Genomic DNA, 26,180 nt, shown 5'->3' with positions numbered 1-26,180 from the left:
GTCCTGGAACCCGGTCACATGCCGAAGGCTGTGACCGGGTTTTTTCATGGGCTGTTGCCTGGACGGGCGTCCCGGTCAGTCGTGCGGCGGATTGCGGCCGGCGTGGATCTCGCGGATGCGGTCCGGCCAGGTCGAGCGGATATAGGCCAGCACCTGCCAGATTTCCTCGTCCGAAAGCGTGTCGGCGAAACTGGGCATGCCGCTGGTGAAATTCTTGAGCCCGAGGTCTGTCACAACCGCCTGTCCGCCGCGTTTCGTGTAATCGAAGAGATCGGCGTTGGCATGGTGCCAGGTGTGACCGGTCTCGTCATGCGGCGGCGCGGGGTAGATGCCGTTTGCGTCCGGGGTCTGCCAGTCCGGCTGGCCCTGCAGGTTGACTCCGTGGCAGCTTGCACAATTTTCGGCATAGATCGCCCGCCCGGCGTCAATGTCGCGCCCGTCGAGCTCATGTGCCGCGAGGGCGGGCAGGGGCAAGAGGACAAAGGCCAGAATCGCGCGCATCACGCCACCTCGACCCAGGTTTTCATGCCCGAGGCCTGATGCCCCAGCATGTGACAATGCAGGAGCCACTTGCCCGGATTGTCGAAGACCACGAGGATTTCGCGCGTCTCGCCCCGCATCAGCAGGGTGGTGTCGCGCAGGTCGCCGGGGCTGCCGTCCTCGTTCACCTCGTGGAAATGGTGGCCGTGCAGGTGGATGCCATGCGGAAAGGCGGTGTCGTTGACGAGGCGCAGGCGCGCGGTCTCCCCCCGGTCGAAGCTGGCCCAGGGGCTGTCGGGCAGGCCCGAGACGCCGTTGAAGGACCAGATGTCATCGCCCGCGTGCTGCCCGCCCATCGCGCCGCCCTGCATCCGCAGGGTCAGGGCGCGGGGATTGTCCGAGGGTGTCGGGCGGGGGCTGTCGGGCAGGGCGGCAACGGGTGCCTCGCGCGGCGTCACCGGGTCCTGTCCGGGTTCCAGCGTGCCCATGACAAAGGCCTCTTCCGGGGTGGGAAAGAGAAAGCGGACCGTGTCGGTCACGTCCCCGATCACGTCGATGCGCTGCGCAGGGGAAAGCGAGACCTGGGACAGGTCGCGCGGTTCCGGCAGGGGGCGGCCATCCAGCGCCACCACACGGCCCGCGATCCCGTCGAGCGCCAGCGGAAAGACCCGCGCGGTGGCGGTGTTGATGATGCGCAGGCGCAGGCGCTGGCCCCGGTTCACCGTGATCTCCGGGAGGATCGCCTTGGCGAAATTGCCCAGCCGGCCGGCATGGGCGAAATCATGCATGTTGCCGAAATCGCCCGCCATCTTGCCGGAAGGCTCCAGCCGCCAGTCGTCGAGGATCACGGTGATGTCGTGGTCGACATCCGGGGGCGTGGCCTCTTCGACGATGAGCGGGCCGTAGAGACCGCGCGCCACCTGTTCCCAGCTCTGGTGATGCGAGTGATACCAGTAGGTGCCCGCGTCCGGCGCGACGAATTCATAGTCGAACGTGCTGCCGGGGGCGACCGCCTCCTGCGTCAGGCCGGGCACGCCGTCCATCGCGTTGGCAATGCGGATGCCGTGCCAGTGCACGGCGGTGGGATCGGGCAGATTGTTTTCAAAGGCGACCGAAAGGCGCTCACCCGCGCGCAGGCGCAGTTCCGGACCGGGGGTCGAGCCGTTGAAGCCAAAGCCCGCCGTCTGCCCCTCTCCGGCATCGAGGATCTGCGAGACCACGGGTTCGGCCCGCAGCGGGTGCGGGGCAGCCAGGGCCAAGCGGGGCAGGGCCGTGACGGCAAGCGTCGAGGCAAGGAACTGGCGGCGGTTCAGCGACATGGTCATTCCCGGTAGAGGCTGTGGCAGGATTTGCAGGCCTGGCCCAGCCGTTGCACGGCAGGCACCAGGTCGTCCGGCGACGTGAGCGATTTCGACACGTCCAGCGCGGCGGTTTCCAGCGCCCGGGCCTTGGCCGTGAAATCGGCGAAATCGGTCCAGATCGCGGGTTTGGCCTCGGACTTCGGGTCGGTTTCCCGGGCGGTGAACAGCGCAGGGGTGTCCGCGGAATGGCGCGCGATGCCCGCGGCGGCGTCTTGCGCGGCGCTGGCGTCGAAACTCGCCTGTCCCTTGGCCATGCGGCCCAGCACCTTCATCGCGTCGCCGATGGATTTCATCGCCTCCATGCGCGCCAGAACGGCCTGGTTCTGAACCCCGGAATGGGCAAGGGCGGCGGCCCCGGCCAGGATGAAAAGGCCGGTCAGGATCGGTTTGTGCATGTCTGTCCCCAAGTCTGTCGTGTCGGGGCAGAGTTGAAGCAGGGGCGGCACCTGTCAAGGCGGTGCAGGGCAACTTGGCGTGAGGCGCCGCGATCAGGAATTGTCGCGCAGGTACTCCATGACGGCCTGCCGTACCGATTGTTCACCGCGCATCTTGGATTCCTCGATCACGTCGCGCACCTCTTTCAGCGAATAGCGCATCAAGAGCGATTTCACCGGTCCGACCGAGGCGGGCCGCATCGAGAGCGAGCGCAGCCCGATGGCGGCCAGCACCAGCGCTTCGATCGGGCGGCCGGCATCCTCGCCGCAGAAACTCAGCGGTGTGCCGGTGCTTTCGCAGCGTTCGACGATGTTCTCGATGAAGCTGAGGAAGGAGATGTTGAGCGTGTCGTAGCGGCGGCGGACCAGCTCGTTTTCGCGGTCGGCGGCAAAGAAGAACTGCTTGAGGTCGTTGCCGCCGATGGAGAGAAATTCCACCTCTTCGAAGAAACGGCGCGAGGCGAAAGCCAGGCTGGGGGTTTCCAGCATGGCGCCCACTTCCATGCGCTCTGGCACCGGGTGACCCAGGCGACGTTCTCGGGCCAGCACCTTGTCCACCTCGTCGCGGGCGCGGGCGTATTCCTCGTACTGGGCGATGAAGGGAAACATGATCGTCAGCGGGCGGCCATTGGCGGCGCGCACCAGCGCCTGAAGCTGCATCCGCATCACGCCGGGACGGTCCAGCGCCACCCGGATCGCCCGCCAGCCAAGCGCCGGGTTGGGCTCGTCCAGCGATTTCATGTAGGGCAGCACCTTGTCCGAGCCGATGTCGAGGGTACGGAAGATCACGCGCTTGCCCTGCGCGGCATCCAGCACTTGGGCGTAGATCTCGACCAGCTCGGTGCGCTTGGGCATCTTGTTGCGGACGAGGAACTGCAGCTCGGTGCGGAACAGGCCCACACCCTCGGCGCCAGAGCCTTCGAGCGAAGGCAGGTCGGCCATCAGCCCGGCGTTCATGTGCAGGTGCACGCGCACCCCGTCGGCAGAGACGCAATCGGTGTCGCGGATCGAGGAATAGCGTTCCTGGGCCTTGGCCTGCATCGCCATCTTGTCGCGGAAGGCGCTGACCACGGTGTCGTCGGGGCGCAGGTGCACGATGCCCTGGTCGCCGTCGACAAGGATCTGGTCGCCGTTCAGGGCCTCGTTGGTGATGCGGTCGACATGGATCACCAGCGGGATTGCCAGCGCGCGGGCGACGATGGCGGCATGGCTGCCGACAGAGCCTTCTTCCAGCACCACGCCCTTGAGCTTGCGGTTGTATTCCAGCAGTTCGCCGGGGCCGATGTTGCGGGCGATCAGGATCGGGTTGTCGGGCAGCTCGGCGCCGGTCTGGGCGCCCTGGCCGGTGAGGATGCGCAGCAGGCGGTTCGACAGGTCGTCGAGATCGTGCAGACGGTCGCGCAGGTAGGTGTCGTTGACCTGCGCCATGCGGGCGCGGGCCGTGGACTGTTCCTTTTCCACCGCCGCCTCGGCCGAAAGGCCACGGGCGATGTCCTCTTCCATGCGGCGCATCCAGCCCTTGGAATTGGCGAACATGCGGTAGGCTTCGAGCACCTGGGCGTGCTCGCCCTCGCCGCCGGCGCCGGCCAGCATCTCGTCCACCGAGACACGCAGCTGGTCCACCGCGTCATGCAGGCGCTGCAGTTCGGTGTCGGGGTCGTCGGCCACAGGGTTGGTGACGACCACGCGCGGTTCGTGCAGCCAGGCATTGCCCATCGCGCTGCCTTCCTGACCGGTGCCGCCGCGGAACAGCAGCGACTGGGTGTGGCGCGCCTTGAGCGCCGCGCCCTCGCCGACGAAGGCGCCCAGTTCCGTCATCTCGGCCAGGACCATCGCCACGACCTCGAGTGCGTAGACCTCGTCCGAGGTGAATTCGCGCGCCTGCTTGGACTGAACGACCAGCACGCCCAGCTTGGAGCCGAGGCGCTGGATCGGCACGCCGAGGAAACTGGAATAGATCTCTTCCCCGGTTTCCGGCATGTAGCGGAAGCCGCGGGCCGAAGGCGCGTCTGCGGCATTGATCGTCTTGCCGGTGGCGGCGACGCGGCCCACCAGGCCCTCGCCCAGTTTCATGCGGGTCTGGTGCACGGCCTCGGCCTTGAGGCCCTGGGTGGCGCAGAGCTCCAGCGTTTCATTGTCACGGAACAGGTAGATCGAGCAGACCTCTGTCCCCATGCTGTCGGCGGTCAGATGGGTGATCTTGTCCAGGCGCGCCTGCCCGGCGGCATCCTCTGCCATCGTGTCGCGAAGCCGGCCAAGCAGCTTGCGGCTTTCCGATTCGGTATTTGTCGGCATGGATGTCTTCCCGCGCCTCTCCGGTGGATGCGATCCGGAGCAATAGAGCATTGCGCGCCCCATTGGAAACCGCTTTTCGCGGACGGGGCGAGAATATACCCGCTATGCGTGTGACGAGTGGCGCCGATTTGATGAGAAAACACTCAATCGGCGTGGGCGCGGGCCGCGCCCGGAGTGTGCCCTCAAGACCCGTCCAGGGCCTTGGGGGCGCCGGGTTCAGCTTGCCTTGTCCAGTTCGAAGGCATCGTGCAGCGCCTGCACGGCCAGTTCCATGTACTTGCGTTCGATCAGGACGGAAATCTTGATCTCCGACGTGGTGATGACCTGGATGTTGATGCCTTCGTCGGCCAGCACGCGGAAGAACTTGGCCGCGACGCCGGCGGCCGAGCGCATGCCGATCCCCACGACCGAAACCTTGGCCACGTTGGTATCGGCGACGATGCCGTGAAAGTTGATCTCGCCCTTGGCCTTGGCGTCTTCCATCGCCTTCTCGGCGCGCGCCACCTGGTTGGTGGGGCAGGAGAAGGTCATGTCGGTGCGGCCATCTTCCGAGATGTTCTGCACGATCATGTCCACGTTCACCCCGGCCTCGGCCAGGGGGGTGAAGATCGCGGCGGCGATGCCGGGACGGTCGGCGACCGAGACCAGCGTCATCTTGGCTTCGTCGCGGGAGTGGGCCACACCGGCCACGATATTGCTTTCCATGATCTCTTCCTCGTCGCAGACCAGCGTTCCCGCCGCGTCGTCCATTTCCTCGAAGCTCGACAGTACCCGCAGCGGCACCTTGTAGCGCATCGCCAGCTCGACAGAGCGCGTTTGCAGTACCTTGGCGCCGAGGCTGGCCATTTCCAGCATTTCCTCGAAGGCGATGCGGTCCAGCTTGCGCGCCTTTTCGCAGATCCGCGGATCGGTGGTATAGACCCCGTCCACGTCGGTGTAGATGTCACAGCGCACCGCGCCGAAGGCGGCGGCAAAGGCCACGGCGGTGGTGTCCGAACCGCCCCGGCCCAGCGTGGTGATGCGGCCCTCGGGCGAGATGCCCTGGAAACCGGCCACGACGGCGACCTTCATGCCCTCGGCGAATTTCGCGGTGATATTGGCCGGGGGGATGTCCTCGATCCGGGCGGAGGCATGGGCCGAGGTGGTTTTCACCGGCACCTGCCAGCCCTGCCAGCTGCGGGCGGGAATATCCATTTCCTGCAATGTCAGCGCCATCAGCCCGGCGGTGACATTCTCGCCCGAGGACACGACGGCATCGTATTCACGCGCGTCGAACAGCGGCGAGGTGTCCTCGACCAGGCCCACCAGCTTGTTGGTCTCGCCGGACATGGCCGAGACGATGACGATCACGTCATGGCCCTTGGCGACCTCGACGCCGACGCGCTTGGCGGCGCGGCGGATGCGGTCCAGCGTGGCGACGGAAGTGCCGCCGAATTTCATCACGAGCACGGACATGGAGGTCCCCCTTCAGATCGCAGGGCGTTTACGCCGCGTTGAGGCCGCGCGCAAGGGCGCATTGGCCGCAGGGTTGGGGGGCGAAGTAGGGGCGCTGCCCCTCTTGATCCCGGACCAGGTCCGGGACCAATTCACCCCGGGGGTATTTGGACCAAGAAGAAGCCGCAGGGTCAGCGCTGACGGTAATCGACCGCGGTAAGGGCGCCGGAGTTCACATGGGTTTCCTTGCCCGGCACGACGTCGGTGTTCTGGGCCGAGACCGCCAGCCAGCCACCGGGGCCGCGCTGCAGGACGGCGGTGAGGATGGTCTGCCGGTTCCCGGCAATGCTGCTGTCGGGCGCTATCTGGCCTGAAAGGGTCAGGCGGCAGCGCACCACGGCCACGTCTTCGCCAAGGCGCCGGATCTCTGTCCGGCCGGCGCGCAGGGTCGTCTCCCTGAAAAAGCTTTTCAGCGCGTAGTCATGCGGTTTGGCGATGGCCGCGCGCCCGTGCCACCAGAGGCCGGTGACATTCACGAAATCCGCGTCCTCGGTGAAGAGCGCGGCGATGGCCTCGCCGCGCCGTGTCTCCCAGGCGGCGATGAAGGCGGCGGGAAACTCTTCGGGCCGCGCGAGGGGATCAGAAAGGATGGGCGCGGCCATCCCAGGTCTCGAAGCAGCCGGTGGTCTCGGGGGAAAGCGCGTCGATCCTGTCCACCAGCCCGCGCGCGGCCTCCTCGACGTCGATCTCGGCCGAGGCGCCGCCCATGTCGGTGCGGACCCAGCCGGGATGGTAGATGCCCACGGCGATGCCCAGCGGTTTCAGATCGGTAGCGAGGTTGCGGCCCAGGTTCAGCGCCGCCGCCTTGGAAGCGCGGTAGATATAGCTGCCGCCCGGCGCGCGGGTGTGCGAGGCCATCTGAGACGAGATGATCGCGATGCGCGGCATGTCGGAGAGTTGCAGGTTGGGCAGAAGCGACTGCACTGTGAGGAAAACGCCGGTGACATTTACGGCGAAACTCTCGGCCCACATCTCGGGCGGGTAGCCATCGGCGAGGTTCTCTCCCTTGTCGAGGTAGACGCCGGCGTTGCAGATCAGCGTGTCGATGGCCTGGCCTTCCAGTCTTGCGGAGAGGGCGCGGTGCGAGGCCGGGTCCGTGACCTCCAGCGGCAGGTATTCGGGGTGATTGCGTGCGGTGCCAAGCACCTTGTCGCCGCGCGCCGTCAGGGCGCTGTCCAGCGCCGCGCCGATGCCGCGGTTGGCGCCGGTGATGAGGATCTGCATGGGCGGGCTCCCTGATGTCTGGCCGCTTTGCCTAGCGCAATGGCGGGGGCCGGAACAGGTGTCAGTTGCTCTTGCGCGTGGGGGTGAAGGGCAGGGGCGCGACCTTGATGCCGTCCTCGATCAGCGCCTTTGCCTCGTGCCCCTTGGCCTCGCCCCAGATCGGGCGTTCGGGGGCGTCCCCGGCGTGCATGGCGCGGGCCTCTTGCGCGAAACGGTTGCCGACATAGTCAGAGTTCGCCTCGACATGGGCCTTGAGCGCGGCCAGAGCCTGTTCGGCGGGATTCGCGGGTTTGGACAGCGGTTTTTCCGGGGCAGGTTCCGGCTTGTCCCCCTGTCCGACGCGCGGCGCCATCAGCGCCTTTTCCACCTTTTCCGACCCGCAGACGGCACAGGCGACGTGGCCCGCAGCCTGCAGCTTGTCAAAGGCGGATGCGGATTGGAACCAGCTGTCGAACTGGTGCCCGTCGGCGCATTTGAGGCTGTACTGGATCATCTCCCGGCTCCGGATGGCGATTGAACGAAAGATAAGGATAACGCGCGGCGGATCAAGTTCGCTCTGGCGGCGGCAGATGCATCAGGACGCTCTTTGCCAGCGTGTCGAGGTTGCTGTCCTGGCGCAGGGCGGCGCAGGCCGCGCTGCCGGATTTCTCTTGTTCGGCAGGGTCTTGCAGGGCAGTCAATGCGCGGGCGAGCGTGTCGGCATCGGTGATTTCCAGCGCGATGCCCCGCAGGCGTGAAAAGGCGGCGGTGAAATTGCGCGTGTCCGGCCCGTGGATCAAGGCGGCACCAAAGGCGGCGGGCTCGTAGGGGGTGTGCCCGCCCCGGTCGCTGAGCGTGCCGCCGATGAAGACCCGGCCCGCGCGGGCGTACCAGAGCGGCATCTCTCCCAGCGTGTCGGCCAGGTAGACCTGCGCCTTGGCAGGGTCCTCACCCCGGCTGCGGCGGCCGACGGTCAGGCCCTGGGCGCGGGCGTCCTCGGCGATTTCGTCGGCGCGGCGGGGATGGCGCGGGGCGAGGATGAGCTTCAGGTCCGGAGTATCCCGCAGGCAGGCCTTGTGCGCCGCCAGGGCGATCTGGTCATCGCCTTCATGGGTGGAGGCGGCGAGCCAGGTCAGGTGACGGGGCAAGGCGGCGTCCAGCCCGGGATCGGGCACCGGGGCGGGGGGCGCATAAAAGGCCTTGAGGTCGACGACCGGCCCCCGTGCGCTGGCGGGCAGGCCGAGATCGGCCAGCCGCTCTGCGCTTGCAGCGTCCTGCGCCGAGGCAAAGCCCACGCGGTTCAGTGTCCGCCTCGCCAGTTTCGGCAGCCGCGCCCAGCTGCGCGCCGTGCCCGCGCTCATCCGTGCGCCCAGCAGCAGGACCGGGCCGGGGCAGGTGATGAACCGGTTTGGCCAGAGCTCGGCCTCCAGCGCGATATGGGCGCGCACCTGCCAGCCCAGCATGATCCGGCGTGTCGGGCCGTGCAGGTCCAGTGGCGCCAGCCGTGCGGTGACGCGGGGCAGGTCCCAGCGTTTGGCCAGTGCCACGCCGGTGTCCGTGTTGGCGGTGACCAGCCAGTGCAGGTCCGGGCGGGCGGCGATCAACCGTTCGAGAAGCGGCCGGACGGAGGCAAGCTCTCCATTCGAGGCACCGTGCAGCCAGACATGCGCGCCGGGCACGGGCGTGCCTGGCGTCAGCCGGGACCGGGCCGCGGCGATCCCGCCCCGACGCAGGGCGCGTCCCAGGGTGCCGGCGGCAAAAAAGCTGAGGAGCAGACGATAGAGAAACACGGTCGATCCGGTCGTTGCGCGGGCCAACTGCCCGAACTTGCGGATAGGCCCTGTAGCGGGGCTTTGGCAAGGGTGGGTGATATGGCTGCAGATCCCGGTTTGCGCGACGAGAGTGACCATTTTCGCCTGCTTGGGTTTTCAGTGGGTTAGAGCTGGCAGTAGGATTCGGGTGAGCCTGGACTGGCGGGAGTGTACTTTACCAAAAGGAGCATTTTTTTGCTCATTTCCCTGAGCGCGGCCAGATAAATTGTCATTACACGATCTTTTAACAGAAGGCCGGGACCGAGTTGGGCAAATGGCTTCGCCGCTGCGGTGACCGTCACCAAGCTTCTTGTTCCGATATGGGGATAACTACTGATCGCATCGTTGAATCAGCAGGTTGTCGCCCCAGGTTCCTGTGAAAGGAATTCCGGTCGGAAAGGCCTCAAGATCGGCTTAGAAGCAATACCGTCAAGGTGCGGGCCTGAAAACCACTTTTCCAATTTCGAAACAAGTGGTTGTGGGTCGTTTCTCACCCCGGGGCCGCGCTCGGTCTTGATCCGGGAGCGGTGCCTTGGGCGGTCTTCGGCGATGGCGTCGGGCCGGGGCGTTGAATGCGAAACGAGGCGCATCTTTTTCCGCAGTGTACCCGCTGCCCGTTAGCCAGGATTCCGAGGCCCAGGAAGGGGAGCGAAAACGGAGGGGAGAACTGAAAAAATGGTGCTGCTGGAGAGAATTGAACTCTCGACCTCTCCCTTACCAAGGGAGTGCTCTACCTCTGAGCTACAGCAGCGTGTGGCGGGCCTCTTAGACCGGAAATTCTGACCGCGCAAGAGGTCGAATTGAAAAAACCGACAAAGCTTTGCCCACCGCCTTGCCGCAGGCTGGACCAGCTTTCCCGGCTGGGGTACACCCGCGCCATGAAGCAGGATGACAAACGGCGGGGCCAAAGTGGCAATGACGGCAGGGATGCGCGGCTGAAAGCGGCGCTGAAAGCCAACCTTGCGCGCCGCAAGGCCCAGGCCCGGGCGCGGCAGGACGCCGCAGAGCCCGCTGCACAGGACAATGGCGACACGCCGGGCGAGGAATAGGACAGGCATGGATTCGATTGTTGTGACGGGGAACGGCCCGCTGGCCGGAGAGATTCCCATCGCGGGCGCCAAGAACGCCTGCCTGACGCTGATGCCGGCGACGCTGCTCAGCGACGAGCCGCTGACACTCACCAATGCGCCGCGCCTGTCGGACATCCGCACCATGACGCTGCTGTTGCAGTCGCTGGGCGCCGAGGTGTCGACCCTGGCCGATGGCCGGGTGCTGGCCATGTCCTCGCACGGGAAGATCACCCAGCGGGCAGAATATGACATCGTGCGCAAGATGCGCGCCTCGATCCTGGTGCTGGGGCCGCTGCTGGCGCGCGAAGGCTATGCCGAGGTGTCCCTGCCCGGGGGTTGTGCCATCGGCGCGCGGCCCGTGGATCTGCATCTCAAGGCGCTGGAGGCGATGGGGGCCGAGATGGACCTGCGCGACGGCTATGTGCATGCCAAGGCGCCGGCGGGCGGGCTGCGCGGCGGGATCGTCGAGTTTCCCTTCGTCTCGGTCGGTGCCACGGAAAACGCGCTGATGGCGGCAACCCTGGCCAAGGGTACTACCGTGCTGAAGAACGCCGCGCGCGAGCCGGAGATCGTCGACCTGGCGCGTTGTCTGCGGGCGATGGGCGCCCAGATCGAGGGCGAAGGATCGCCCGAGATCACCATCCAGGGGGTCGACCGGCTGGGCGGGGCGACGCATGCGGTCGTGACCGACCGGATCGAACTGGGCACCTACATGCTGGCGCCTGCGATCTGCGGCGGCGAAGTGACCTGCCTGGGTGGCAAGATCGAGCTGGTCGAGGCTTTTTGCGAGAAACTCGACGCGGCGGGGATCGCCGTGGAGGAAACCGAGGCCGGCCTGAAGGTCGCGCGCCGCAATGGCCGGGTCTCGGCGGTGGACGTGACGACAGAGCCTTTCCCCGGGTTCCCGACCGACCTGCAGGCGCAGATGATGGCGCTGTTGTGTACCGCCGAAGGGGTGTCGGTGCTGGAAGAGAAGATCTTCGAGAACCGTTTCATGCACGCGCCGGAACTGATGCGCATGGGCGCGCAGATCGACGTGCACGGTGGCACGGCGACCGTGACCGGGGTCGAGCGGCTGCGCGGCGCGCCGGTGATGGCGACGGACCTGCGGGCCAGCGTTTCGCTGATCCTGGCCGGGCTGGCGGCCGAAGGGGAGACGGTGGTCAACCGGGTCTACCACCTGGACCGCGGCTATGAAAACGTCGAGGACAAGCTGTCGGCGGTGGGCGCCCGGATCGAGAGGGTGGCGGAGACATGACCGAGGACGCGCGTTTCGAAGATGGCGGCGAACGCCCGCTGAACCTTGGCGCGCTGGATGCCGGGGACCTGGAGGTAATTTCGAGCCTGGTGCAGGACGCGGTTCTGCCCGTGACCGAAATCCGCTGGCAGGCTTCGAAACGGCGGGTCGGCCTGTTGGTCAACCGCATCCGATGGGAAGATGTCGAGGCGGCCCGTGCACGGGGCCGTCCCGTAGAGCGGGTGCAGTCACTTCTGGTGATCGAAAACGTGCTGGGAATGGCGAGCCAGGGGGTGGACCGGTCGGACCGCGACATGATCCTGCAGCTTATGTCGGTGACATTCGAGCCGGGCGAGGACGCGGAGGGTTTTGTCGTGCTGACGCTGGCCGGGGACGGGGCCTTGCGTGCCAAGGTCGAGGCGCTGGAAGTGGCGTTGCGGGACGTGACGCGGCCTTACCTGGCGCCCTCGGGGAAACTCCCGGACCACGGGGCGTAAGCCTGTGGCGGGCTGTCGTCGGGACGGGACTTTTTGCGGCTTAGCCGCAAAGGCGCCCGCCCGCCGACCCTTTGGACGGCGCCTGTCGGCGCCGTTTCCTGTTTCTGGAGTCACAGGGAAACAAGCATCGCCAGTTCCCCTGAGCCCTCCCACGTTCCGGCCCTGATCGGCCTCAAGCGACGGAGGGCTCCGGGGAACAGGCTGAGTACCGGTCCGCCGAGGATGGCAAGCGCTCAAGCAGATGGTTTGAGACGCGGAGCGCGCGCCGGTCGTGGCGCTTGAGGCCGGCGGACGGGCGGGCTAAGAGGCGCTGGATACAGCGGAGGTGCCCATGCCCGTCTTTCTCGATAGCCGCCAGGACGATTTCGAAACCGCCTTTCAGGCCCTTCTGGGGGCCAAGCGGGAGGACAGCCCGGACGTGGATTCCGTGGTGGCGGAGATCATCGCGGACGTGCGTGCGCGCGGCGATGCGGCGGTGTTGGAGCTGACCGCGAAATTCGACCGGCTGGAGCTGGACGCAGCCGGCTTGCGGTTTTCCGAGGCCGAGATCGCGGCGGAGTGCGCGCGCGTACCCGAGGCCGAGCGCCAGGCTCTGGAGACGGCGGCCGAGCGCATCCGCGCCTACCACGTCCGCCAGATGCCGCAGGACCAGAGCTGGACCGACCCGGAAGGCGCCACGCTGGGCTGGCGCTGGGGGGCGGTGTCTGCGGCGGGGCTTTATGTGCCCGGGGGGCTGGCCTCTTATCCCTCGTCGGTGCTGATGAACGCCATTCCCGCCAAGGTGGCGGGTGTTGAGCGGCTGGCGATCTGCGTGCCGACGCCGGACGGGGTCGTGAACCCGGCGGTCCTGCTGGCGGCGCGGATTGCCGGGGTGGACGAGATCTATCGCATCGGCGGCGCGCAGGCGATTGCCGCGCTGGCCTATGGCACCGAGAGCATCGCGCCGGTGGACAAGATCACCGGGCCGGGCAATGCCTTTGTCGCGGCGGCCAAGCGCCGGGTCTTTGGCAAGGTCGGCATCGACATGATCGCCGGCCCGTCCGAGATCCTGGTCATTTCCGATGGAGACACCAATCCGGACTGGATCGCGCTGGACCTGATGAGCCAGGCAGAGCACGACGAGAGCGCGCAGGCGCTGCTGATCTGCACCGACGAGGCATTCGGCCGCCAGGTGGCGGAGGCCGTCGAGGCGCGCTTGCAGACGCTGGAGCGGCGGGCCATCGCGGGGGCCTCCTGGCGCGATTTCGGGGCGGTGATCACGGTGGCTGACCTGGACGAGGCGGCGGCGCTGTCGAACCGGATCGCGCCCGAGCACCTGGAACTTTGCGTGGCCGACCCCGAGGCGCTGGCCGGGAAATGCCAACACGCCGGGGCGATCTTCCTGGGCCAGTGGACGCCCGAGGCCATCGGAGACTATGTCGGCGGGCCGAACCACGTCCTGCCGACGGCGCGCTCTGCCCGGTTCTCGTCCGGCCTGTCGGTGATGGATTTCCTCAAGCGGACGACCCTGGCGCGGATGACGCCGGACAGCCTGCGCGCCATCGGCCCGGCGGCCGAGGTGCTGGCGCGATCCGAAAGCCTGGAGGCACATGGGCTGAGCGTGACGGCGCGGCTTGAAAAACTCAATCGCTGAAGGGGCTTCGCATGACGGTCGTCATTTTCCACAACCCGAACTGTTCCAAGTCGCGCGCGGCGCTAGAGCTGATCCGGGAGGCGGGCGAGGAGCCTGTTGTCGTGCCCTACATGAAGACGGGCTGGACCGTGCCGCAGTTGCAGGCGCTGTTTGCCGTGGCAGGGCTGACGGCGCGCGAGGCACTGCGCACCGCGCGTGGTCAGGCGAAGGACCTGGGGCTGCTGGAGGAGGGGGTCGACGAGGCGGCCCTCCTAGAGGCGATGGTGGCGCATCCCGAACTGGTCGAACGGCCCATCGTCTGTTCTCCGAAAGGCGTGCGGCTGTGCCGTCCGCCCGAATTGGTGGCGGACTTGCTGTAGGGTTGAGGCGGGGCCGGTCCGGGCACAAGATTTGACCCTTTGGTGCCATTGCCCCCGGGGGCGGGCCGCGCTAAGCCAATGCGAGTTTTCAGGATGCTGCCCATGACCCGCATCGCGCATATCGAACTGGATGATGCCAACCTGCCTCCGCCGACGCCGGAGATCGAGCAGGAGCGGCGCGTGGCCATGTTCGACCTGATGGAAGAGAATTCCTTTGTCCTGCCCGCGCGCGAGGATCGCGCCGTGCCGCCCGGGCCCTACAACGTGGGGCTGTCGATCCGGGACAAGCGGCTGGTCTTTGACGTCAGCACACAAGATCATGAAAAGGCGGCGGAATTCCACCTGTCGCTGTCGCCCTTCCGGCAGGTGGTCAAGGACTACTTCCAGATCTGCAAGAGCTACTTCGATGCCGTGCGGACCCTGCCGCCCAGCCAGATCGAGACCATCGACATGGCCCGGCGGGGCATTCACAACGAAGGCGCGCGCATCCTGCAGGAGCGGCTGGAGGGCAAGGTGGAGGTCGACGACGCCACGGCGCGACGGCTGTTCACCCTGGTCTGCGTCCTGCATTTCGGGGGCTGAGGTGCCGGAGCTGCCGCAGTCGATCCTCTTTGCCTGCGACCACAATGCCGTTCGGTCCCCGATGGCCGAGGGCATCATGAAAAAGCTGTACGGGACAGAGACCTATGTGCAGTCGGTCGGTGTCGTGAACGATCTCGAGATCGACGGTTTCGCGATTTCGGTCTGCGCGGAGATCGGGGTAGAGCTGGAACGGCACCGATCGCGCAGTTTCGAGGAAATGGAGCAGATGGGCGAGATGTTGTCGGGATTCGACCTGATCGTCACCCTGTCGCCGGCCTCGCAGCGGCGGGCGCTGGACCTGACACGCTATTACCACCTGACGGTGGAATACTGGCCGATCATGGATCCGACGGGCATCGGCGAGACGCGCGAGCAGAAGCTGAACGCCTATCGCCAGACGCGGGACCAGCTGGTCAAGCGGCTGGGCGATCAATGGAGTGCGGAGTAAGCGGCTGCGCCGCTTTTTCGAGTATTTTCAGAGAGAAGAAACAGGGAGTTGCGCAATGGGTCAGGCGCGGGACGTGGTGGCGAAGTATTTCGCGGCCTTCAATGCGGGTGACACGGCGGGAATGCTGGAGTGCCTGTCGGATGACGTGGCGCATCACGTCAACGAGGGACAAGTGCGGCGCGGCAAAGAGCTGTTCGAGGCGTTCTGCGCCCACATGAGCCGCTGCTACCGTGAAAATCTGACCGATATGGTGGTCTTCGAGAGCGAGGATGGCAGCCGGGCTGCGGCGGAATTCACCGTCAACGGCACCTACCTGCAGACGGACGAGGGGCTGCCGGAGGCACGCGGACAGACCTATCGCCTGCCGGCGGGGTCGTTCTTTTCGCTGGACGGCGGCAAGATCAGCCGGGTTGTCACCTATTACAACCTCGCAGACTGGACCGCGCAGGTCTCGTGATGCGGGTCGAGGTGCTGACAGGCGCCGCGCTGGAGGCGGCGCTGGATGACGTGGCGCGGCTGCGGATCGCGGTTTTCCGTGCCTTTCCCTATCTTTATGACGGGGACTTCGCCTATGAGCGCGGCTATCTGCAGACCTACCGCGAGAGCGAAAACGCGGTGCTGGTCGGGGCGTTTGACGGCGACAGGCTTGTCGGGGCGTCCACGGGCACCCCTCTGGAGGATCACGCAGAGGATTTCGCCGGGGCCTTCGAGGGCAAAGGCTTTGACCTGTCCCAGATCTTTTACTGTGCCGAGTCGGTGCTCTTGCCCGAGTATCGCGGGCACGGCATCGGGCACCGGTTCTTTGATCTGCGCGAAGCGCATGCGCGCGAGCTTGGGCGGCGGTACTGCGTCTTTTGCGGGGTGGTGCGTCCCAAGGATCACCCGCTGCGGCCTGCAGGTTACGCGCCGCTTGATCCGTTCTGGCGCAAGCGGGGCTATGAACCGCTGGACGGCGCGGTGGCGCGGTTCCGCTGGAAGGACATCGACCAGGAGGTGGAGACGGAAAAGCCGCTCCAGTTCTGGATGCGGGCATTGTGAGGCAGTGAGATGAAGGTTGCAGCGGCGGCGTACCCGGCGGAATTTCTGGACAGTTGGCAGGCTTACGAGGCCAAGTTGACCCGATGGGTGAGTGAGGCTGTGGGCGAGGGGGCCGACCTGCTGGTCTTTCCCGAATACGGCGCGATGGAACTGGCGACACTGGCAGGCCGCGAAGTCGCCCTGGACCTAGAAGCCAGCCTGCACGCGGTGTCCGAGCGGGTGCCCGCCGCCGATGCGTTGCACGCCTCGCTGGCGCGGCGGTTCGGGGTGCATATCCTGGCCGCCTCGGCTCCGGTCTTCGATCCCGCGATCGGGCCGCGTCCGGTGAACCGGGCGCGCTTCTTTGCGCCTTCGGGTGAGATGGGCGTGCAGGACAAGCAAATCATGACCCGGTTCGAGCGCGAGGACTGGGACGTCGTGCCGGGCGGGCCGCTGCGGCTGTTCGACACGGTGCTGGGCAAGATCGGTATCCTGATCTGCTATGACAGCGAATATCCGTTGCTGGGGCGGGCCCTGCAGGAGGCGGAAATCCTGTTGGTGCCCTCGGTGACAGAGGCGCTGTCCGGGCACAGCCGGGTGCGCATCGGCGCTATGGCCCGCGCGCTGGAGGCGCAATGTGTCGCGGTCATGTCCTCGGTCGTGGGGGAGGCGGACTGGAGCGAGTCGATCGATGTCAGCGTCGGGCGCGGCGCGGTCTTCGGCCCGCCGGACATCGGCTTTCCCGAGACCGGCATCCTGGCCGATGGTGTGCTGAACCGGCCCGGCTGGACCTATGCCGAGATCGACCCGGGCGCGGTGGCGCGGGTGCGGCGTGAGGGCGTGGTTCTGAACCGGCTGCATTGGGACGATCAGGTGGGCCGGGACGGCGCGCCGGAGGTGGTTGCCCTGCGCTGAGATGTGACTTGAATTCCCCGCGCTGCAGGCGCATATTATGGCGCGCCGCGCCTAGAGCGCGGTTTTCGATTCAGGAGAGAACATGGCCAAGGAAGATACGCTCGAATTTCCCGGTGTCGTGAAGGAACTCCTGCCGAACGCGACGTTCCGGGTCGAGCTTGACAACGGCCATGAGATCATCGCGCATACGGCAGGCAAGATGCGCAAGAACCGCATCCGTGTCCTCGCGGGAGACCGGGTCCAGGTGGAAATGACCCCCTACGACCTGACCAAGGGTCGGATCAACTATCGCTTCAAGTAAGTTGCAAGACCGGCGGCGCGCAGCCTTTCCGGTTGCGGTGTTCGCCGGGTGATGCGGGGAACGCGCTTGCGAAGCGCGTTGAAAGCGGCTTTCAAGCCGCTTTTTCGCGTGGCGGCGCCTGTCGCACCCTTGCATCCGCGCGGCGCCTCTGGTGAAGCCTGACCTGTCCCCGTTGCAAGGAAATCGTCCATGTCCCCAAAGCCCCGCCTGATCCTGGGCTCCGGCAGCCCCCGCCGGCGCGAGCTGCTGGCACAGCTTGGTGTCACGGCCGATGACATCCGTCCGCCGGATATCGACGAGGACCCGAAAAAGGGGGAACAGCCGCGTCCCTATTGCGTGCGGCTGGCCCGGGAAAAGGCCGAGGCGATTCCCTCGGACCGGGACGAGATCGTGTTGTCGGCGGATACCACCGTGGCAATGGGCCGCCGCATCCTGGGCAAGCCGGCGGATGAAAAGGAGGCGGCGCAGTTCCTGACCCTGTTGTCGGGGCGGCGCCACCGGGTCATCACCGCCGTCGCCGTGCGCCGGGGTGAAAAGGTCTGGGAGCGGGACGTGGTCACGCAGGTCAAGATGAAGATGCTGTCCAACGAAGAGCTGAATGCCTACCTGCACAGCGGCGACTGGCGCGGCAAGGCGGGCGGCTACGGCATCCAGGGACCGGCAGGGGCGCTGATCCCCTGGATCAGCGGGTCATTCACCGCCGTGGTGGGCTTGCCGCTGGCCGAGACGGCAAATCTGCTTCAAGCAGCGGGCTATCCGCTTTACAGGGACGCGTCATGAAGGGCAGCACAATCGTATTGGACCAGTGGAAAGGCCGCGAGGCGGCTGCTTTGCTGGTGGACGGGCAGTTGGAAGACCTGTTGATCGACGCGGACCTGCCGCGTCCCGGGTCGATCTATCGCGGCGTCGTGGAACGGCCGATGAAAGGGCAGGGCGGGCTTTTCCTGCGCACCCCGGACGGCAATGCCTTTCTGCGGCAGGTCAAGGGGTTGAGCCCCGGCGACCGGCTGTTGGTGCAGGTGACAGGCTATGCCGAACCGGGCAAGGCGATCCCGGTGACCAACCGTATCCTGTTCAAGTCGCGCTATGCCATCGTCACGCCGGGGGCGCCGGGGATCAACGTCTCGCGCCAGATCCGCGACGACGAGACCCGCGATGCCCTGCTGGAGATCGCGCATGACGTCATCTCTGAAAACCCTTTGCCAGAGGGGGCGGGGGTCATCCTGCGCTCCTCGGCGCATCCGGACCTGGCGGATGAGGTCATGGATGACCTGCTGGCCATGTCGGACCTGGCCCGCGCGGTTCTGGCGGATACCACCGGCGATGCGGAACTGCTGGTCGAGGGTGACGGCCCGCATGCGCTGGCCTGGCGCGAATGGGTTGGCCCGGCGGATCTGGACGACGCCGAGGGGGCATTCGACCGGCACGAGCTGGGGGAGACCATCGAGGCGCTGGGCAAGGCGCGTGTGGCGCTGCCCTCTGGCGGGTCGATGCTGATCGAGCCGACCTCGGCGCTGGTGGCGGTGGACATCAACACCGGCGGCGATACCTCTCCGGCGGCGGGGCTGAAGGCGAATATCGCCGGCATGCGGGACCTGCCGCGCCAGCTGCGGCTGCGCGGTCTGGGGGGGCAGATCGTGGTCGACCCGGCGCCGATGGTGAAAAAGGACCGCCGCCAGGTCGAAAGCGTGCTGAAGGCGGCGCTGAAGGCCGAGACCACGGAGACCGTGGTAGCGGGCTGGACGACGCTGGGCTTGCTGGAACTGCAGCGCAAGCGCGACCGCGTGGCGTTGAGAGAGGTGATATGAGCTGTCCGATCTGTTCGAAGACCACTGACCCCGAGTACCGGCCCTTCTGCTCGAAACGCTGCGCGGACGTGGACCTGGCGAAGTGGCTGGGCGGCAGCTACGCGATCCCCTCGGAGGATCCCGAGGACATGGAAGAGGCGGCGCAGGCCGTGGAACGGGAAGAACGGAAACCGCACTGATGTTCGAAGATGCCTTGTTGAGCGAGATTCGCGGGCGTTTTGCCCATGTCGAGGACTGCCCCTTTACCGGCAAGCGCGTGTTCTTCGAGAACGCGGGCGGGGCACTGACCCTGAATGCGGTGGTCGAGACATCGACGCGGTTCGCGGCGATCCCCGACAACCAGGGGCGCGACAACCCGGCCTCCAGGGCGCTGGTCGAGGTGATCGACAGGGCGCGGGCGGATGTGCGCGATTTCCTGGGCGCCGAGGGCGGTGCGGTGATCTTTGGCGAAAGCGGCACCGAACTGCTGTTCCGGCTGATCCGGGATGCCTGCCTGGGTGCGGGGCCGGGGAGCGCGCTGGGGTCGACCGTGGAACACCCGGCATCGCGCAGCGCGATGGCGCGCTGGGCCGGGGTATCCTCGCGGCGGCATGTCCTGATCCCGCATGACGACGCCACGGGGCGGGTGACGCCCGATGCCTATGCGGCGCATGTGACGCCGGACACGGCGGTGGTCACGATCCTGCACACGTCGCCGGTGACAGGGATCGGGATGGATCTACCGGGGATCGCCGATGCGATCCGCGCCGTGGCGCCCGAGTGTTTCATCATCGTCGACGGCATCCAGCACGCCTGCCACGGCCATATCGACGTGGCGGGTGCGGGTGTCGACGGCTACGTGATCTCTCCGTACAAGGTCTTTTCGCGGCATGGCTACGGCGTGGCCTGGGCCTCGGACCGGCTGACGGCGCTGGCGCATGATGCGCTGGTCGGCGGGCCGGAGGGCAACTGGGAACTGGGCACGCGGGATACCGGCGCCTACGCGACCTTCTCGGACGTCGTGAGCTATTTCGACTGGCTGGGCGCGCAGGTGTCGGATGCGGCGACGCGGACCGAGCGGCTGGCGGAGGCACGGCGGGCGATCCATGCCCACGAGGCGGCGCTGTGCCAGGCGATGATCCACGGCACCGGCAACCTGGCCGGGCTGGCCGACCTGCCCGGAGTGACCGTGGTCGGTGGCACCGACAATCCCGGGCGCGAAGGGCTGGTGAGTTTCTGGGCCGAAGGGCGCCCTTCGGCCGAGATCGTCACGGCGCTGAACGAGGCCGGCATCCGCACCCATACCCGCAAGGCGGATCATTATTCCGGCAACGTGCTGGAACCGCTGGGACAGGCCGATTGCATCCGGGTGTCGCTGGCGCACTACAACTCGATGGGGGAAGTGCGGGCTTTCCTGACGGCGATGCGGGGCATTCTCGGCTGAGGTTGGCGCTGTTTGGCAGGTGCTTTTTTCGGGGAGGGGGCGTCATGCCGAAGGCATGCCTCCGGCATGACCCCCCGTCTCCCTGCGGTCGACTCCCCCGAGGTATTTTCAAAACCAAAGAAGCCGCGGCGCAGTGGACAAGCCGCCTGCCGCATGGTGGTCTCTGGGAGGAGGAGCAACGCGACGTGACAAAAGAGCCTTGCACTGACTTTCCACGGGTCGCGCCCATCGGCCTTGACGGCGTGATCGTGCAGTTCGGTCCGGCGCTGTCGGAACCGGCGAACAGGGCGGCGCTGGCCTTTCGGGCAGCGGTCGAACGCGATCCGCCGGACGGGGTCGAGGAGATTTCGACTTCGCTTGTCTCCACCTACCTGCGGTTCGATCCGCTGTTCCTGTCGCTTGAGGCCCTGAGCGCCGATCTGGAGGCAAGGCTGGCGCATGATGACTGGTACGCGGCGCCCCTGCCCGAGGGACGGCGGCTGTTGCGTATTCCCACGGTCTTTGGCGGCGATTTCGGCCCGCAGTTGGGGGAGGCGGCGTCGGCGGCTGGCATGAGCGCGGAGGCGGCGCAGCTTGAGTTGTCGCAGGCGCGGGTGCGGGTGAACGCCATCGGCTTTGCGCCCGGTCAGCCCTACCTTGGCACGCTGCCCGAGGCCTGGGACATCCCGCGCCAGGCAGGGCTGACGCCGCGCGTGCCCGAGGGGGCGTTGGTGGTGGCGATCCGGCAATTCGTGCTGTTCTCTGTGTCCGCGCCGACGGGGTGGCGGCAGGTGGGGCGCACGGCGGCGCCCCTGTTCCGGCCCGAGAGCGAGGCGCCCTTCCTTTTGCGGCCCGGGGACGAGGTGATATTTGACGCCGTCGAGCCCGGGGCCTGGGACCGTTTGTCGGGCGATCCCAAGGGCGGCGTGACGGTGGTGCCTTTGGCATGAGCGTGCTGGAGATCCTGCAGGCCGGGCCGGGCGTGACGGTGCAGGATGACGGGCGACCGGGGTACATGGCGCTGGGCCTGTCGCGGGGCGGGGCGGCGGATCGGCAAGCGCTGGCCGAGGGGGCGGCGCTGTTGCGCCAGCCCGTGGGGACGGCCTTGGAACTGGCGGGGTTCGGCGGACGGTTCCGGGTCGATACGCCTTGCCGGATCGCGTTGACCGGGGCGCCCATGCGCGCCACGCTGGAGGGCGCGCCGCTGGCCTGGAACGCGAGCCATGCCCTGCCTGCCGGGGCGGTGCTGGAGATCGGCGGCGCCCTCGCGGGGGTCTACGGCTACCTGACCGTGGGCGGCGGGTTTGATCTGCCCGAGGACCTCGGCGCGCGGTCAGCGCATCTGAACGCCGGGTTGGGGAGGCTGCTGGAGGCGGGCGACCGCCTGCCGCTTGGCCCCGACACCGGGCGCGAGACGGGGCTGACGCTGGACCCGGTGGACCGGTTCGGTGGCGGTGTGCTGAGGGTGCTGCCGTCCTTGCAGACGGGCATGTTCCCCGAGGAAACGCGGGCGCGGTTCGTCGAAGAGCGATTCACGCGCGACAGCCGGGGCAACCGCATGGGAATCCGCCTGAAACCCGAGGGCCAAGGCTATGGCCTGACCGAGGGGCAGAGCATCGTGTCCGAGGTCATCACGCCCGGGGACATCCAGATCCCCGGCGATGGCGCGCCCTATGTCCTGCTCTATGAATGCCAGACCACCGGGGGCTATCCGCGCATCGGCACGGTGATCCCGGCGGACCTGCCGCGCGTGGCGCAGGCGGCGCCGGGGGCGGAGCTGCGGTTCCGCTTCGTGTCGCGCGACGAGGCGCTGGAGGCAGAGGCGGCGTTCCGGCGCGGGCTGGAAAGTATCCCGGTGCGCCCGCTGGTGCGGGATCCGGCGGATATGCCGGACCTGCTGTCTTATGAATTGATCGACGGCGTGACCGCCGGGGAGGAGCCGACATGACATCCGTGGATCTGAACGCCGACATGGGCGAGAGTTTTGGCCCCTGGGTGATGGGGCAGGACGCCGCCCTGCTGGAGGTCGTCACCAGCGCCAATGTCGCCTGCGGCTTTCACGCCGGGGACTGGGACGTGATGGCCGAGACGATGACGACGGCCAAGGCGCGGGGGGTGGGCATCGGCGCGCATCCCGGGTTCGCCGACCTGCAGGGGTTCGGGCGGCGGCGGATGCACCTGCCGGAACGGTCGCTGCGGCACATGGTGCAGTACCAGCTTGGGGCGGCGCTGGGCATGGCGCGGGCCGTGGGCGCCGAGGTGCGGCACCTGAAACTGCACGGCGCGCTGTCCAACATGACCTCGGAGGACGAGGCGCTGGCCGAGGCCTGTTATGGCGCCGCGTTGGAAGTGGCGCCCGAGATCATCGTGATGGTTCTGGCCGCGACGGCGCAGCAGCGGGTGGTGGAACGGCTGGGCTGTCTCTGGGCGGGCGAGATTTTCGCCGACCGGGCCTACAACGCGGATGCGACGCTGGTGGATCGCAGCCTGCCCGGGGCGGTGCTGCACGATCCGGCAGAGGCGGCGCCGCGGATCGTCAAGATGGTGCAGGCGGGCGCGATCCTGCCCGAGACGGGCGATCCGATCCCGGCGGGGATCGACACGATCTGCCTGCATGGGGATGGGGCGACGGCCCTGCCGATGGCGCGCGCCGTGCGTGGTGCGCTGGAGGCGGCGGGGATCGAGGTCAAGGCCTTCGAAGGGCGGCGCGGGGCCCCGTAGGGCCCCGGCGCGGGTCAGTTGCCGGCGCAGCCTGCGATCCGGGTCGCGGTTTCCAGGATCAACGCCGGGTAAAGCGCGGTGCCCTGCGGCAGGTTCGTTCCCAGCGGGTCGAGCTGCACCGAGGGCAGGCCGCTGGCCTTGACCGCCTCCAGCAGGCGCGGGTCCGTGGTGGCTTCGGTCAGGACGCAGGCCGCCCCCTGTTCGGCGAGCCCGTCGCGCAGGGCGGCCAGCCGGGACGGTCCGGGCGTGTTCGCATCCGCATCCGAGATGGCGCCGATGACACTGAGGCCAAAGAACTCTTCGTAGTACTGGTAGGCATCATGGGCGAGGGCGAGCGGGCGGTCAGCGACCGGATCCAGGGCCGCGCGTGCCTGCTCCACGGTTTCTGCGATGGTCCGGGCGCCGGCCTCGGCATTGGCGACATACGTAGCGGCGTTCTCGGGGTCCGCCTGTGACAGGGCCTCGGCGATCAGGCTCAGCCAGAGCGTCGCGTTTTCCGGGGACAGCCAGATGTGCGGGTCATGGGCGCCGTGGCCGTCGTGGGCATGATGCTCTTCGGCGTGGTCGTCTTCATGTTCGTCGTGTTCATCGCGATGCTCTTCATGCTCGTCATGTTCATGCGGAAAGAGACCGGTGTCACGGAAGGGCAAAAGATGCGTGCCGGGCGCCTCTCCAAGGGGCAGCGAGAGGGCAGAGCCGGCCAGCGCGTCGATCTGCTCTTGCAGTTGCGGTGTCAGGTCCGGCCCGACCCAGACCACCACGTCGGCATCGGACAGGGCACGTCCCTGGCTGGGGCGCAGGGCCATGTGGTGCGGCGAGTCACCGGGAGCCAAAAGCCGTTCCGGCGTGCCAAGATTGCCCAGGACAGTGGTGACGAGGCTTTCGACCGGGCCGATGTCGGTGACGACGCGGGGCACCTCTGCCAGGGCGGTTTGGGGCAGGGCGATGCAGGCGGACAGGAGAAGGGGGCGGAGCATGGAACCTCGGATCGTGTGTGTTATGATATAACGTTCGCGGGCTTGTACGGCAAAACGTTATACCATATCAACCCCAAACCCGAAGGAGAGTCGCGACATGGAAACCAAGGGGTTCGAACATCACGATCACCATCACTGCATCGCCACGTCGCTGCGCACGGCCGAAGAGGCCTGCAAGGCGCAGGGGCTGCAGTTCACGCCGGTGCGTCGCCGGGTGCTGGAGATCCTGCTGGACGAGCACCGGGCGATGGGCGCCTACGACGTGCTGGATGTGCTGCGCAAGGAGGGGCTGGGTTCACAGCCGCCGGTGGCCTACCGGGCGCTGGATTTCCTTGTGGCGAACGGGTTTGCGCATCGCATCGAGCGGCTGAATGCCTTTGTCGCCTGCGCGGCGCCGGGGGAACGGCATGCGCCCTGTTTCCTGATCTGCCGGGCCTGTTCGGCGGTGGCGGAAACGCCGGGGCGGCGCGCCTCTGACGCGCTGCGGGCCGCTGCCGGGGAGCTGGGGTTCAAGGTCGAACGCGTGGCAATCGAGGCCGAGGGCCTGTGCCCCGCCTGCGTGGAGGCCGGCGCGTGAGCGGCTTGATCGAGGCGCGGGGCCTGACCCTGCGGCACGGCATGCGCGAGGTCCTGCGCGACGTGGATTTTTCGATCGCACCTGGGGAGATCGTCACCGTGGTGGGGCCGAACGGTTCGGGCAAATCGACGTTGCTGAGGGCGCTGATCGGGGCGCTCAGACCTTCGCGGGGCAAGGTGACGCGCCAGCCTGCGCTGCGGCTGGGCTATGTCCCGCAGGGGCTGCGGCTGGACGGGTCGATGCCGATGACTGTGGCGCGGTTCCTGAACCTGCCGTCGCGGGTCAGCGCGGCGGACTGTGCCAAGGTCCTGGACGATGCCGGGGCAGGCGACCTGGCGGGGCGGCAGATGTCGGACCTGTCGGGCGGTCAGTTCCAGCGGGTCCTGCTGGCGCGGGCGTTGTTGAACGAGCCGCAGATCCTGATCCTGGACGAGCCGACAACCGGTCTGGACCAGCCCGGACAGGCCAGTTTCTATCGCCAGATCGAGGCGCTGCGGAACCGCATGGGCTGCGCCGTCCTGATGGTCAGCCATGAATTGCACGTCGTCATGAGCGCAAGCGACCGGGTGATCTGTCTCAACGGTCATGTCTGCTGTGAAGGCCACCCCGAGGTCGTCGCCCAGGCCGAGGAATACCGCGCGCTGTTCGGCACCGGCACGCAGGGTGCGCTGGCGCTATACCGTCACGAACACACGCACAGTCACGATCACGCGCCGGGAGAGAGCTGTAATGCTGGATGATTTCCTGGTCCGCGCGGTGCTGGCGGCAGTGGGTGCGGCGCTGGCGGCGGCCCCTCTGGGGGTCTTCGTGGTCTGGCGGCGCATGGCCTATTTCGGCGACGCGACCTCGCACGCGGCGATCCTGGGGGTGGCGCTGGCGCTGGCCCTGTCGGTGCCTGTCTTTGCCGGGACGCTGGTTGTGGCGCTGTTGGTGGCCTTTGGCGTCGCGCGCCTGACCGGGCGCGGCTATGCCGCGGACATGGTTCTTGGCGTGGCCGCCCACGCGGCGCTGGCGACGGGGCTGGTGGCCGCGAGCTTTCTGTCGGGCCCGCGGCTGAACCTCGAGGCCTATCTGTTCGGAGACATCCTTGCGGTCAGCAAGATGGACCTGGCGGTGATCTGGGGCGGGGGCGCCGCGGTGGCGGGGCTGATCGGCTGGCGTTGGCAGGCGCTGCTCTTGTCGACCCTCTCTCCCGACCTGGCGGCCGCCTCAGGTGTGAACCCGGAACGTGAACGTGTGACGCTGATGCTGGCGCTGGCACTTGTGGTGGCGGTGGCGCTGAAGGTCGTGGGCGCGCTGCTGATCGCGGCCCTGCTGATCATCCCGGCGGCGGCGGCACGTCCCCTGTCCCGCACGCCCGAGGGTATGCTGGCGGGCGCGGCCACGGTGGGCGTGATCGCCGCGCTGGGCGGGCTCTGGGCAGCGTGGAGCCTTGACACGCCTGCGGGGCCGAGCATCGTCTGCGCCGCTGCCATCACCTTTGGCATAAGCGCTCTTGGCGGACGTCTGCTCGGCGGGCGCGGCGGCTGATCCCGCCTCGGACCGAATTGCGGCTGTC

The 26,180-nt window shown here is 67.4% G+C and carries 30 protein-coding genes, 1 tRNA gene and 1 pseudogene; 21 read left to right on the top strand and 11 right to left on the bottom strand.

Going from position 1 to position 26,180, the window contains the following annotated elements:
* Window positions 1–75: 75 nt before the first annotated feature.
* The 10 genes from G9Q80_RS24805 to G9Q80_RS24760 all read right to left on the bottom strand — a co-directional run bounded on the left by G9Q80_RS24805 (window position 76) and on the right by G9Q80_RS24760 (window position 9,829).
* Window positions 76–501, bottom strand: a complete 426-nt coding sequence (locus G9Q80_RS24805; protein ID WP_088715410.1) for a c-type cytochrome — start codon at window positions 499–501, stop codon at window positions 76–78.
* On the bottom strand, window positions 501–1,799 hold the full coding sequence (locus tag G9Q80_RS24800; RefSeq protein WP_088715411.1) for a multicopper oxidase family protein: 1,299 nt from the start codon (window positions 1,797–1,799) through the stop codon (window positions 501–503). The genes G9Q80_RS24805 and G9Q80_RS24800 overlap by 1 nt, the downstream gene beginning before the upstream one ends.
* A 2-nt stretch (window positions 1,800–1,801) precedes the next feature.
* Entirely contained in the window at window positions 1,802–2,236 is a 435-nt protein-coding gene (locus G9Q80_RS24795) for a c-type cytochrome (protein WP_043138240.1), read from the bottom strand.
* A gap of 93 nt (window positions 2,237–2,329) precedes the next feature.
* Window positions 2,330–4,570, bottom strand: a complete 2,241-nt coding sequence (ptsP, locus tag G9Q80_RS24790) for a phosphoenolpyruvate--protein phosphotransferase (protein WP_069209003.1) — start codon at window positions 4,568–4,570, stop codon at window positions 2,330–2,332.
* Window positions 4,571–4,786: 216 nt separating this feature from the next.
* Window positions 4,787–6,025, bottom strand: coding sequence for an aspartate kinase (locus G9Q80_RS24785; protein ID WP_043138236.1), 1,239 nt, complete (start codon window positions 6,023–6,025; stop codon window positions 4,787–4,789).
* Between the two features lie 170 nt (window positions 6,026–6,195).
* Entirely contained in the window at window positions 6,196–6,666 is a 471-nt protein-coding gene (locus tag G9Q80_RS24780; RefSeq protein ID WP_088715412.1) for an SgcJ/EcaC family oxidoreductase, read from the bottom strand.
* Window positions 6,644–7,288: an SDR family NAD(P)-dependent oxidoreductase gene (locus tag G9Q80_RS24775; protein WP_088715413.1), complete on the bottom strand. Its 645-nt coding sequence runs from the start codon at window positions 7,286–7,288 to the stop codon at window positions 6,644–6,646. Before G9Q80_RS24775 ends, G9Q80_RS24780 begins: the two co-directional genes overlap by 23 nt.
* 61 nt (window positions 7,289–7,349) lie before the next feature.
* The gene (locus G9Q80_RS24770) at window positions 7,350–7,781 is read right to left on the bottom strand and encodes a DUF1178 family protein (RefSeq protein ID WP_088669890.1); all 432 of its coding nucleotides are present in this window, start codon (window positions 7,779–7,781) and stop codon (window positions 7,350–7,352) included.
* A gap of 52 nt (window positions 7,782–7,833) precedes the next feature.
* Window positions 7,834–9,057, bottom strand: coding sequence for a 3-deoxy-D-manno-octulosonic acid transferase (locus G9Q80_RS24765; RefSeq protein WP_088715414.1), 1,224 nt, complete (start codon window positions 9,055–9,057; stop codon window positions 7,834–7,836).
* A 697-nt stretch (window positions 9,058–9,754) separates the two neighbouring features.
* Window positions 9,755–9,829 (bottom strand) — tRNA-Thr (locus G9Q80_RS24760).
* A gap of 127 nt (window positions 9,830–9,956) precedes the next feature.
* On the opposite strand from G9Q80_RS24760, the gene G9Q80_RS24755 reads away from it, so the two are divergent.
* From G9Q80_RS24755 to G9Q80_RS24670, 18 genes and pseudogenes are all read left to right on the top strand, one after another.
* Window positions 9,957–10,127: a hypothetical protein gene (locus G9Q80_RS24755; protein ID WP_162846271.1), complete on the top strand. Its 171-nt coding sequence runs from the start codon at window positions 9,957–9,959 to the stop codon at window positions 10,125–10,127.
* Window positions 10,128–10,134: 7 nt separating this feature from the next.
* Entirely contained in the window at window positions 10,135–11,406 is a 1,272-nt protein-coding gene (gene murA, locus G9Q80_RS24750) for a UDP-N-acetylglucosamine 1-carboxyvinyltransferase (RefSeq protein WP_043138222.1), read from the top strand.
* Window positions 11,403–11,882, top strand: coding sequence for a DUF2948 family protein (locus G9Q80_RS24745; RefSeq protein WP_088715415.1), 480 nt, complete (start codon window positions 11,403–11,405; stop codon window positions 11,880–11,882). The genes murA and G9Q80_RS24745 overlap by 4 nt, the downstream gene beginning before the upstream one ends.
* A 331-nt stretch (window positions 11,883–12,213) precedes the next feature.
* Window positions 12,214–13,515 carry a histidinol dehydrogenase gene (hisD, locus tag G9Q80_RS24740; protein WP_088715416.1) on the top strand — a complete coding sequence of 434 codons (1,302 nt, stop codon included), beginning with the start codon at window positions 12,214–12,216 and terminating at the stop codon, window positions 13,513–13,515.
* Between the two features lie 11 nt (window positions 13,516–13,526).
* Window positions 13,527–13,980, top strand: a pseudogene (gene arsC, locus G9Q80_RS24735) (arsenate reductase (glutaredoxin)).
* On the top strand, window positions 13,977–14,456 hold the full coding sequence (locus G9Q80_RS24730) for a UPF0262 family protein (RefSeq protein ID WP_043138217.1): 480 nt from the start codon (window positions 13,977–13,979) through the stop codon (window positions 14,454–14,456). Before arsC ends, G9Q80_RS24730 begins: the two are co-directional and overlap by 4 nt.
* Before the next feature lies 1 nt (window position 14,457).
* The gene (locus G9Q80_RS24725; RefSeq protein ID WP_043138215.1) at window positions 14,458–14,904 is read left to right on the top strand and encodes an arsenate-mycothiol transferase ArsC; all 447 of its coding nucleotides are present in this window, start codon (window positions 14,458–14,460) and stop codon (window positions 14,902–14,904) included.
* A gap of 55 nt (window positions 14,905–14,959) precedes the next feature.
* Window positions 14,960–15,361, top strand: a complete 402-nt coding sequence (locus G9Q80_RS24720; RefSeq protein WP_069209009.1) for a ketosteroid isomerase-related protein — start codon at window positions 14,960–14,962, stop codon at window positions 15,359–15,361.
* Window positions 15,361–15,942, top strand: a complete 582-nt coding sequence (locus G9Q80_RS24715; protein WP_088715417.1) for a GNAT family N-acetyltransferase — start codon at window positions 15,361–15,363, stop codon at window positions 15,940–15,942. Before G9Q80_RS24720 ends, G9Q80_RS24715 begins: the two co-directional genes overlap by 1 nt.
* A 9-nt stretch (window positions 15,943–15,951) precedes the next feature.
* Entirely contained in the window at window positions 15,952–16,836 is an 885-nt protein-coding gene (locus tag G9Q80_RS24710) for a carbon-nitrogen hydrolase family protein (protein WP_069209011.1), read from the top strand.
* 82 nt (window positions 16,837–16,918) lie between these two features.
* Window positions 16,919–17,137, top strand: coding sequence for a translation initiation factor IF-1 (gene infA / locus G9Q80_RS24705; RefSeq protein WP_023849011.1), 219 nt, complete (start codon window positions 16,919–16,921; stop codon window positions 17,135–17,137).
* Between the two features lie 189 nt (window positions 17,138–17,326).
* Complete coding sequence (locus G9Q80_RS24700; protein WP_088715418.1) at window positions 17,327–17,917, top strand: Maf family protein; 591 nt, start codon at window positions 17,327–17,329, stop codon at window positions 17,915–17,917.
* Window positions 17,914–18,945 carry a ribonuclease E/G gene (locus G9Q80_RS24695; RefSeq protein WP_088715419.1) on the top strand — a complete coding sequence of 344 codons (1,032 nt, stop codon included), beginning with the start codon at window positions 17,914–17,916 and terminating at the stop codon, window positions 18,943–18,945. Before G9Q80_RS24700 ends, G9Q80_RS24695 begins: the two co-directional genes overlap by 4 nt.
* Complete coding sequence (locus G9Q80_RS24690) at window positions 18,942–19,124, top strand: DNA gyrase inhibitor YacG (RefSeq protein WP_043138201.1); 183 nt, start codon at window positions 18,942–18,944, stop codon at window positions 19,122–19,124. Before G9Q80_RS24695 ends, G9Q80_RS24690 begins: the two co-directional genes overlap by 4 nt.
* Window positions 19,124–20,368, top strand: a complete 1,245-nt coding sequence (locus G9Q80_RS24685; protein ID WP_184757099.1) for an aminotransferase class V-fold PLP-dependent enzyme — start codon at window positions 19,124–19,126, stop codon at window positions 20,366–20,368. The genes G9Q80_RS24690 and G9Q80_RS24685 overlap by 1 nt, the downstream gene beginning before the upstream one ends.
* Before the next feature lie 185 nt (window positions 20,369–20,553).
* Entirely contained in the window at window positions 20,554–21,297 is a 744-nt protein-coding gene (locus G9Q80_RS24680) for a 5-oxoprolinase subunit B family protein (RefSeq protein WP_232788220.1), read from the top strand.
* Window positions 21,294–22,295 carry a 5-oxoprolinase subunit C family protein gene (locus tag G9Q80_RS24675; protein ID WP_088715421.1) on the top strand — a complete coding sequence of 334 codons (1,002 nt, stop codon included), beginning with the start codon at window positions 21,294–21,296 and terminating at the stop codon, window positions 22,293–22,295. The genes G9Q80_RS24680 and G9Q80_RS24675 overlap by 4 nt, the downstream gene beginning before the upstream one ends.
* Window positions 22,292–23,068: a LamB/YcsF family protein gene (locus G9Q80_RS24670; protein ID WP_088715422.1), complete on the top strand. Its 777-nt coding sequence runs from the start codon at window positions 22,292–22,294 to the stop codon at window positions 23,066–23,068. The genes G9Q80_RS24675 and G9Q80_RS24670 overlap by 4 nt, the downstream gene beginning before the upstream one ends.
* A gap of 14 nt (window positions 23,069–23,082) precedes the next feature.
* On the opposite strand, the gene G9Q80_RS24665 is transcribed toward G9Q80_RS24670, so the two are convergent.
* Window positions 23,083–24,045 carry a zinc ABC transporter substrate-binding protein gene (locus G9Q80_RS24665; RefSeq protein ID WP_088715423.1) on the bottom strand — a complete coding sequence of 321 codons (963 nt, stop codon included), beginning with the start codon at window positions 24,043–24,045 and terminating at the stop codon, window positions 23,083–23,085.
* A 97-nt stretch (window positions 24,046–24,142) separates the two neighbouring features.
* Between G9Q80_RS24665 and G9Q80_RS24660 the strand changes: the two genes are divergently transcribed.
* Genes G9Q80_RS24660 through G9Q80_RS24650 form a run of 3 tightly spaced genes read left to right on the top strand, consistent with a single transcriptional unit; the run spans window position 24,143 to window position 26,152 of the window.
* Window positions 24,143–24,622, top strand: a complete 480-nt coding sequence (locus G9Q80_RS24660; RefSeq protein ID WP_043138190.1) for a transcriptional repressor — start codon at window positions 24,143–24,145, stop codon at window positions 24,620–24,622.
* Window positions 24,623–24,663: 41 nt separating this feature from the next.
* Window positions 24,664–25,362 carry an ATP-binding cassette domain-containing protein gene (locus G9Q80_RS24655; RefSeq protein ID WP_088715531.1) on the top strand — a complete coding sequence of 233 codons (699 nt, stop codon included), beginning with the start codon at window positions 24,664–24,666 and terminating at the stop codon, window positions 25,360–25,362.
* A complete protein-coding gene (locus G9Q80_RS24650; RefSeq protein WP_088715424.1) occupies window positions 25,352–26,152 on the top strand; it encodes a metal ABC transporter permease in 801 nt (266 codons plus the stop codon). Before G9Q80_RS24655 ends, G9Q80_RS24650 begins: the two co-directional genes overlap by 11 nt.
* Window positions 26,153–26,180 lie beyond the last annotated feature (28 nt).

The organism is Mameliella sp. LZ-28 (assembly GCF_012274245.1).
GTDB lineage: Bacteria > Pseudomonadota > Alphaproteobacteria > Rhodobacterales > Rhodobacteraceae > Antarctobacter > Antarctobacter albus.
The sequence above is the reverse complement of the archived record's forward strand: the minus strand, read 5'-3'. Positions and strand labels throughout refer to the sequence as shown.

Excerpts from the sequence above, each read along its gene's own strand:
- G9Q80_RS24795 (WP_043138240.1), bottom strand. The coding sequence starts at position 2,236 with ATGCACAAACCGATCCTGACCGGCCTTTTCATCCTGGCCGGGGCCGCC.
- G9Q80_RS24720 (WP_069209009.1), top strand. The coding sequence starts at position 14,960 with ATGGGTCAGGCGCGGGACGTGGTGGCGAAGTATTTCGCGGCCTTCAAT.
- G9Q80_RS24730 (WP_043138217.1), top strand. The coding sequence starts at position 13,977 with ATGACCCGCATCGCGCATATCGAACTGGATGATGCCAACCTGCCTCCG.
- G9Q80_RS24685 (WP_184757099.1), top strand. The coding sequence starts at position 19,124 with ATGTTCGAAGATGCCTTGTTGAGCGAGATTCGCGGGCGTTTTGCCCAT.
- G9Q80_RS24780 (WP_088715412.1), bottom strand. The coding sequence starts at position 6,666 with ATGGCCGCGCCCATCCTTTCTGATCCCCTCGCGCGGCCCGAAGAGTTT.
- hisD (WP_088715416.1), top strand. The coding sequence starts at position 12,214 with ATGCCCGTCTTTCTCGATAGCCGCCAGGACGATTTCGAAACCGCCTTT.
- G9Q80_RS24770 (WP_088669890.1), bottom strand. The coding sequence starts at position 7,781 with ATGATCCAGTACAGCCTCAAATGCGCCGACGGGCACCAGTTCGACAGC.
- G9Q80_RS24710 (WP_069209011.1), top strand. The coding sequence starts at position 15,952 with ATGAAGGTTGCAGCGGCGGCGTACCCGGCGGAATTTCTGGACAGTTGG.
- G9Q80_RS24775 (WP_088715413.1), bottom strand. The coding sequence starts at position 7,288 with ATGCAGATCCTCATCACCGGCGCCAACCGCGGCATCGGCGCGGCGCTG.
- G9Q80_RS24690 (WP_043138201.1), top strand. The coding sequence starts at position 18,942 with ATGAGCTGTCCGATCTGTTCGAAGACCACTGACCCCGAGTACCGGCCC.
- G9Q80_RS24665 (WP_088715423.1), bottom strand. The coding sequence starts at position 24,045 with ATGCTCCGCCCCCTTCTCCTGTCCGCCTGCATCGCCCTGCCCCAAACC.
- G9Q80_RS24745 (WP_088715415.1), top strand. The coding sequence starts at position 11,403 with ATGACCGAGGACGCGCGTTTCGAAGATGGCGGCGAACGCCCGCTGAAC.
- G9Q80_RS24670 (WP_088715422.1), top strand. The coding sequence starts at position 22,292 with ATGACATCCGTGGATCTGAACGCCGACATGGGCGAGAGTTTTGGCCCC.
- G9Q80_RS24700 (WP_088715418.1), top strand. The coding sequence starts at position 17,327 with ATGTCCCCAAAGCCCCGCCTGATCCTGGGCTCCGGCAGCCCCCGCCGG.
- G9Q80_RS24660 (WP_043138190.1), top strand. The coding sequence starts at position 24,143 with ATGGAAACCAAGGGGTTCGAACATCACGATCACCATCACTGCATCGCC.
- ptsP (WP_069209003.1), bottom strand. The coding sequence starts at position 4,570 with ATGCCGACAAATACCGAATCGGAAAGCCGCAAGCTGCTTGGCCGGCTT.
- G9Q80_RS24650 (WP_088715424.1), top strand. The coding sequence starts at position 25,352 with ATGCTGGATGATTTCCTGGTCCGCGCGGTGCTGGCGGCAGTGGGTGCG.
- infA (WP_023849011.1), top strand. The coding sequence starts at position 16,919 with ATGGCCAAGGAAGATACGCTCGAATTTCCCGGTGTCGTGAAGGAACTC.
- G9Q80_RS24805 (WP_088715410.1), bottom strand. The coding sequence starts at position 501 with ATGCGCGCGATTCTGGCCTTTGTCCTCTTGCCCCTGCCCGCCCTCGCG.
- G9Q80_RS24755 (WP_162846271.1), top strand. The coding sequence starts at position 9,957 with ATGAAGCAGGATGACAAACGGCGGGGCCAAAGTGGCAATGACGGCAGG.
- G9Q80_RS24785 (WP_043138236.1), bottom strand. The coding sequence starts at position 6,025 with ATGTCCGTGCTCGTGATGAAATTCGGCGGCACTTCCGTCGCCACGCTG.
- murA (WP_043138222.1), top strand. The coding sequence starts at position 10,135 with ATGGATTCGATTGTTGTGACGGGGAACGGCCCGCTGGCCGGAGAGATT.
- G9Q80_RS24655 (WP_088715531.1), top strand. The coding sequence starts at position 24,664 with ATGCGCGAGGTCCTGCGCGACGTGGATTTTTCGATCGCACCTGGGGAG.
- G9Q80_RS24800 (WP_088715411.1), bottom strand. The coding sequence starts at position 1,799 with ATGTCGCTGAACCGCCGCCAGTTCCTTGCCTCGACGCTTGCCGTCACG.
- G9Q80_RS24715 (WP_088715417.1), top strand. The coding sequence starts at position 15,361 with ATGCGGGTCGAGGTGCTGACAGGCGCCGCGCTGGAGGCGGCGCTGGAT.
- G9Q80_RS24695 (WP_088715419.1), top strand. The coding sequence starts at position 17,914 with ATGAAGGGCAGCACAATCGTATTGGACCAGTGGAAAGGCCGCGAGGCG.
- G9Q80_RS24675 (WP_088715421.1), top strand. The coding sequence starts at position 21,294 with ATGAGCGTGCTGGAGATCCTGCAGGCCGGGCCGGGCGTGACGGTGCAG.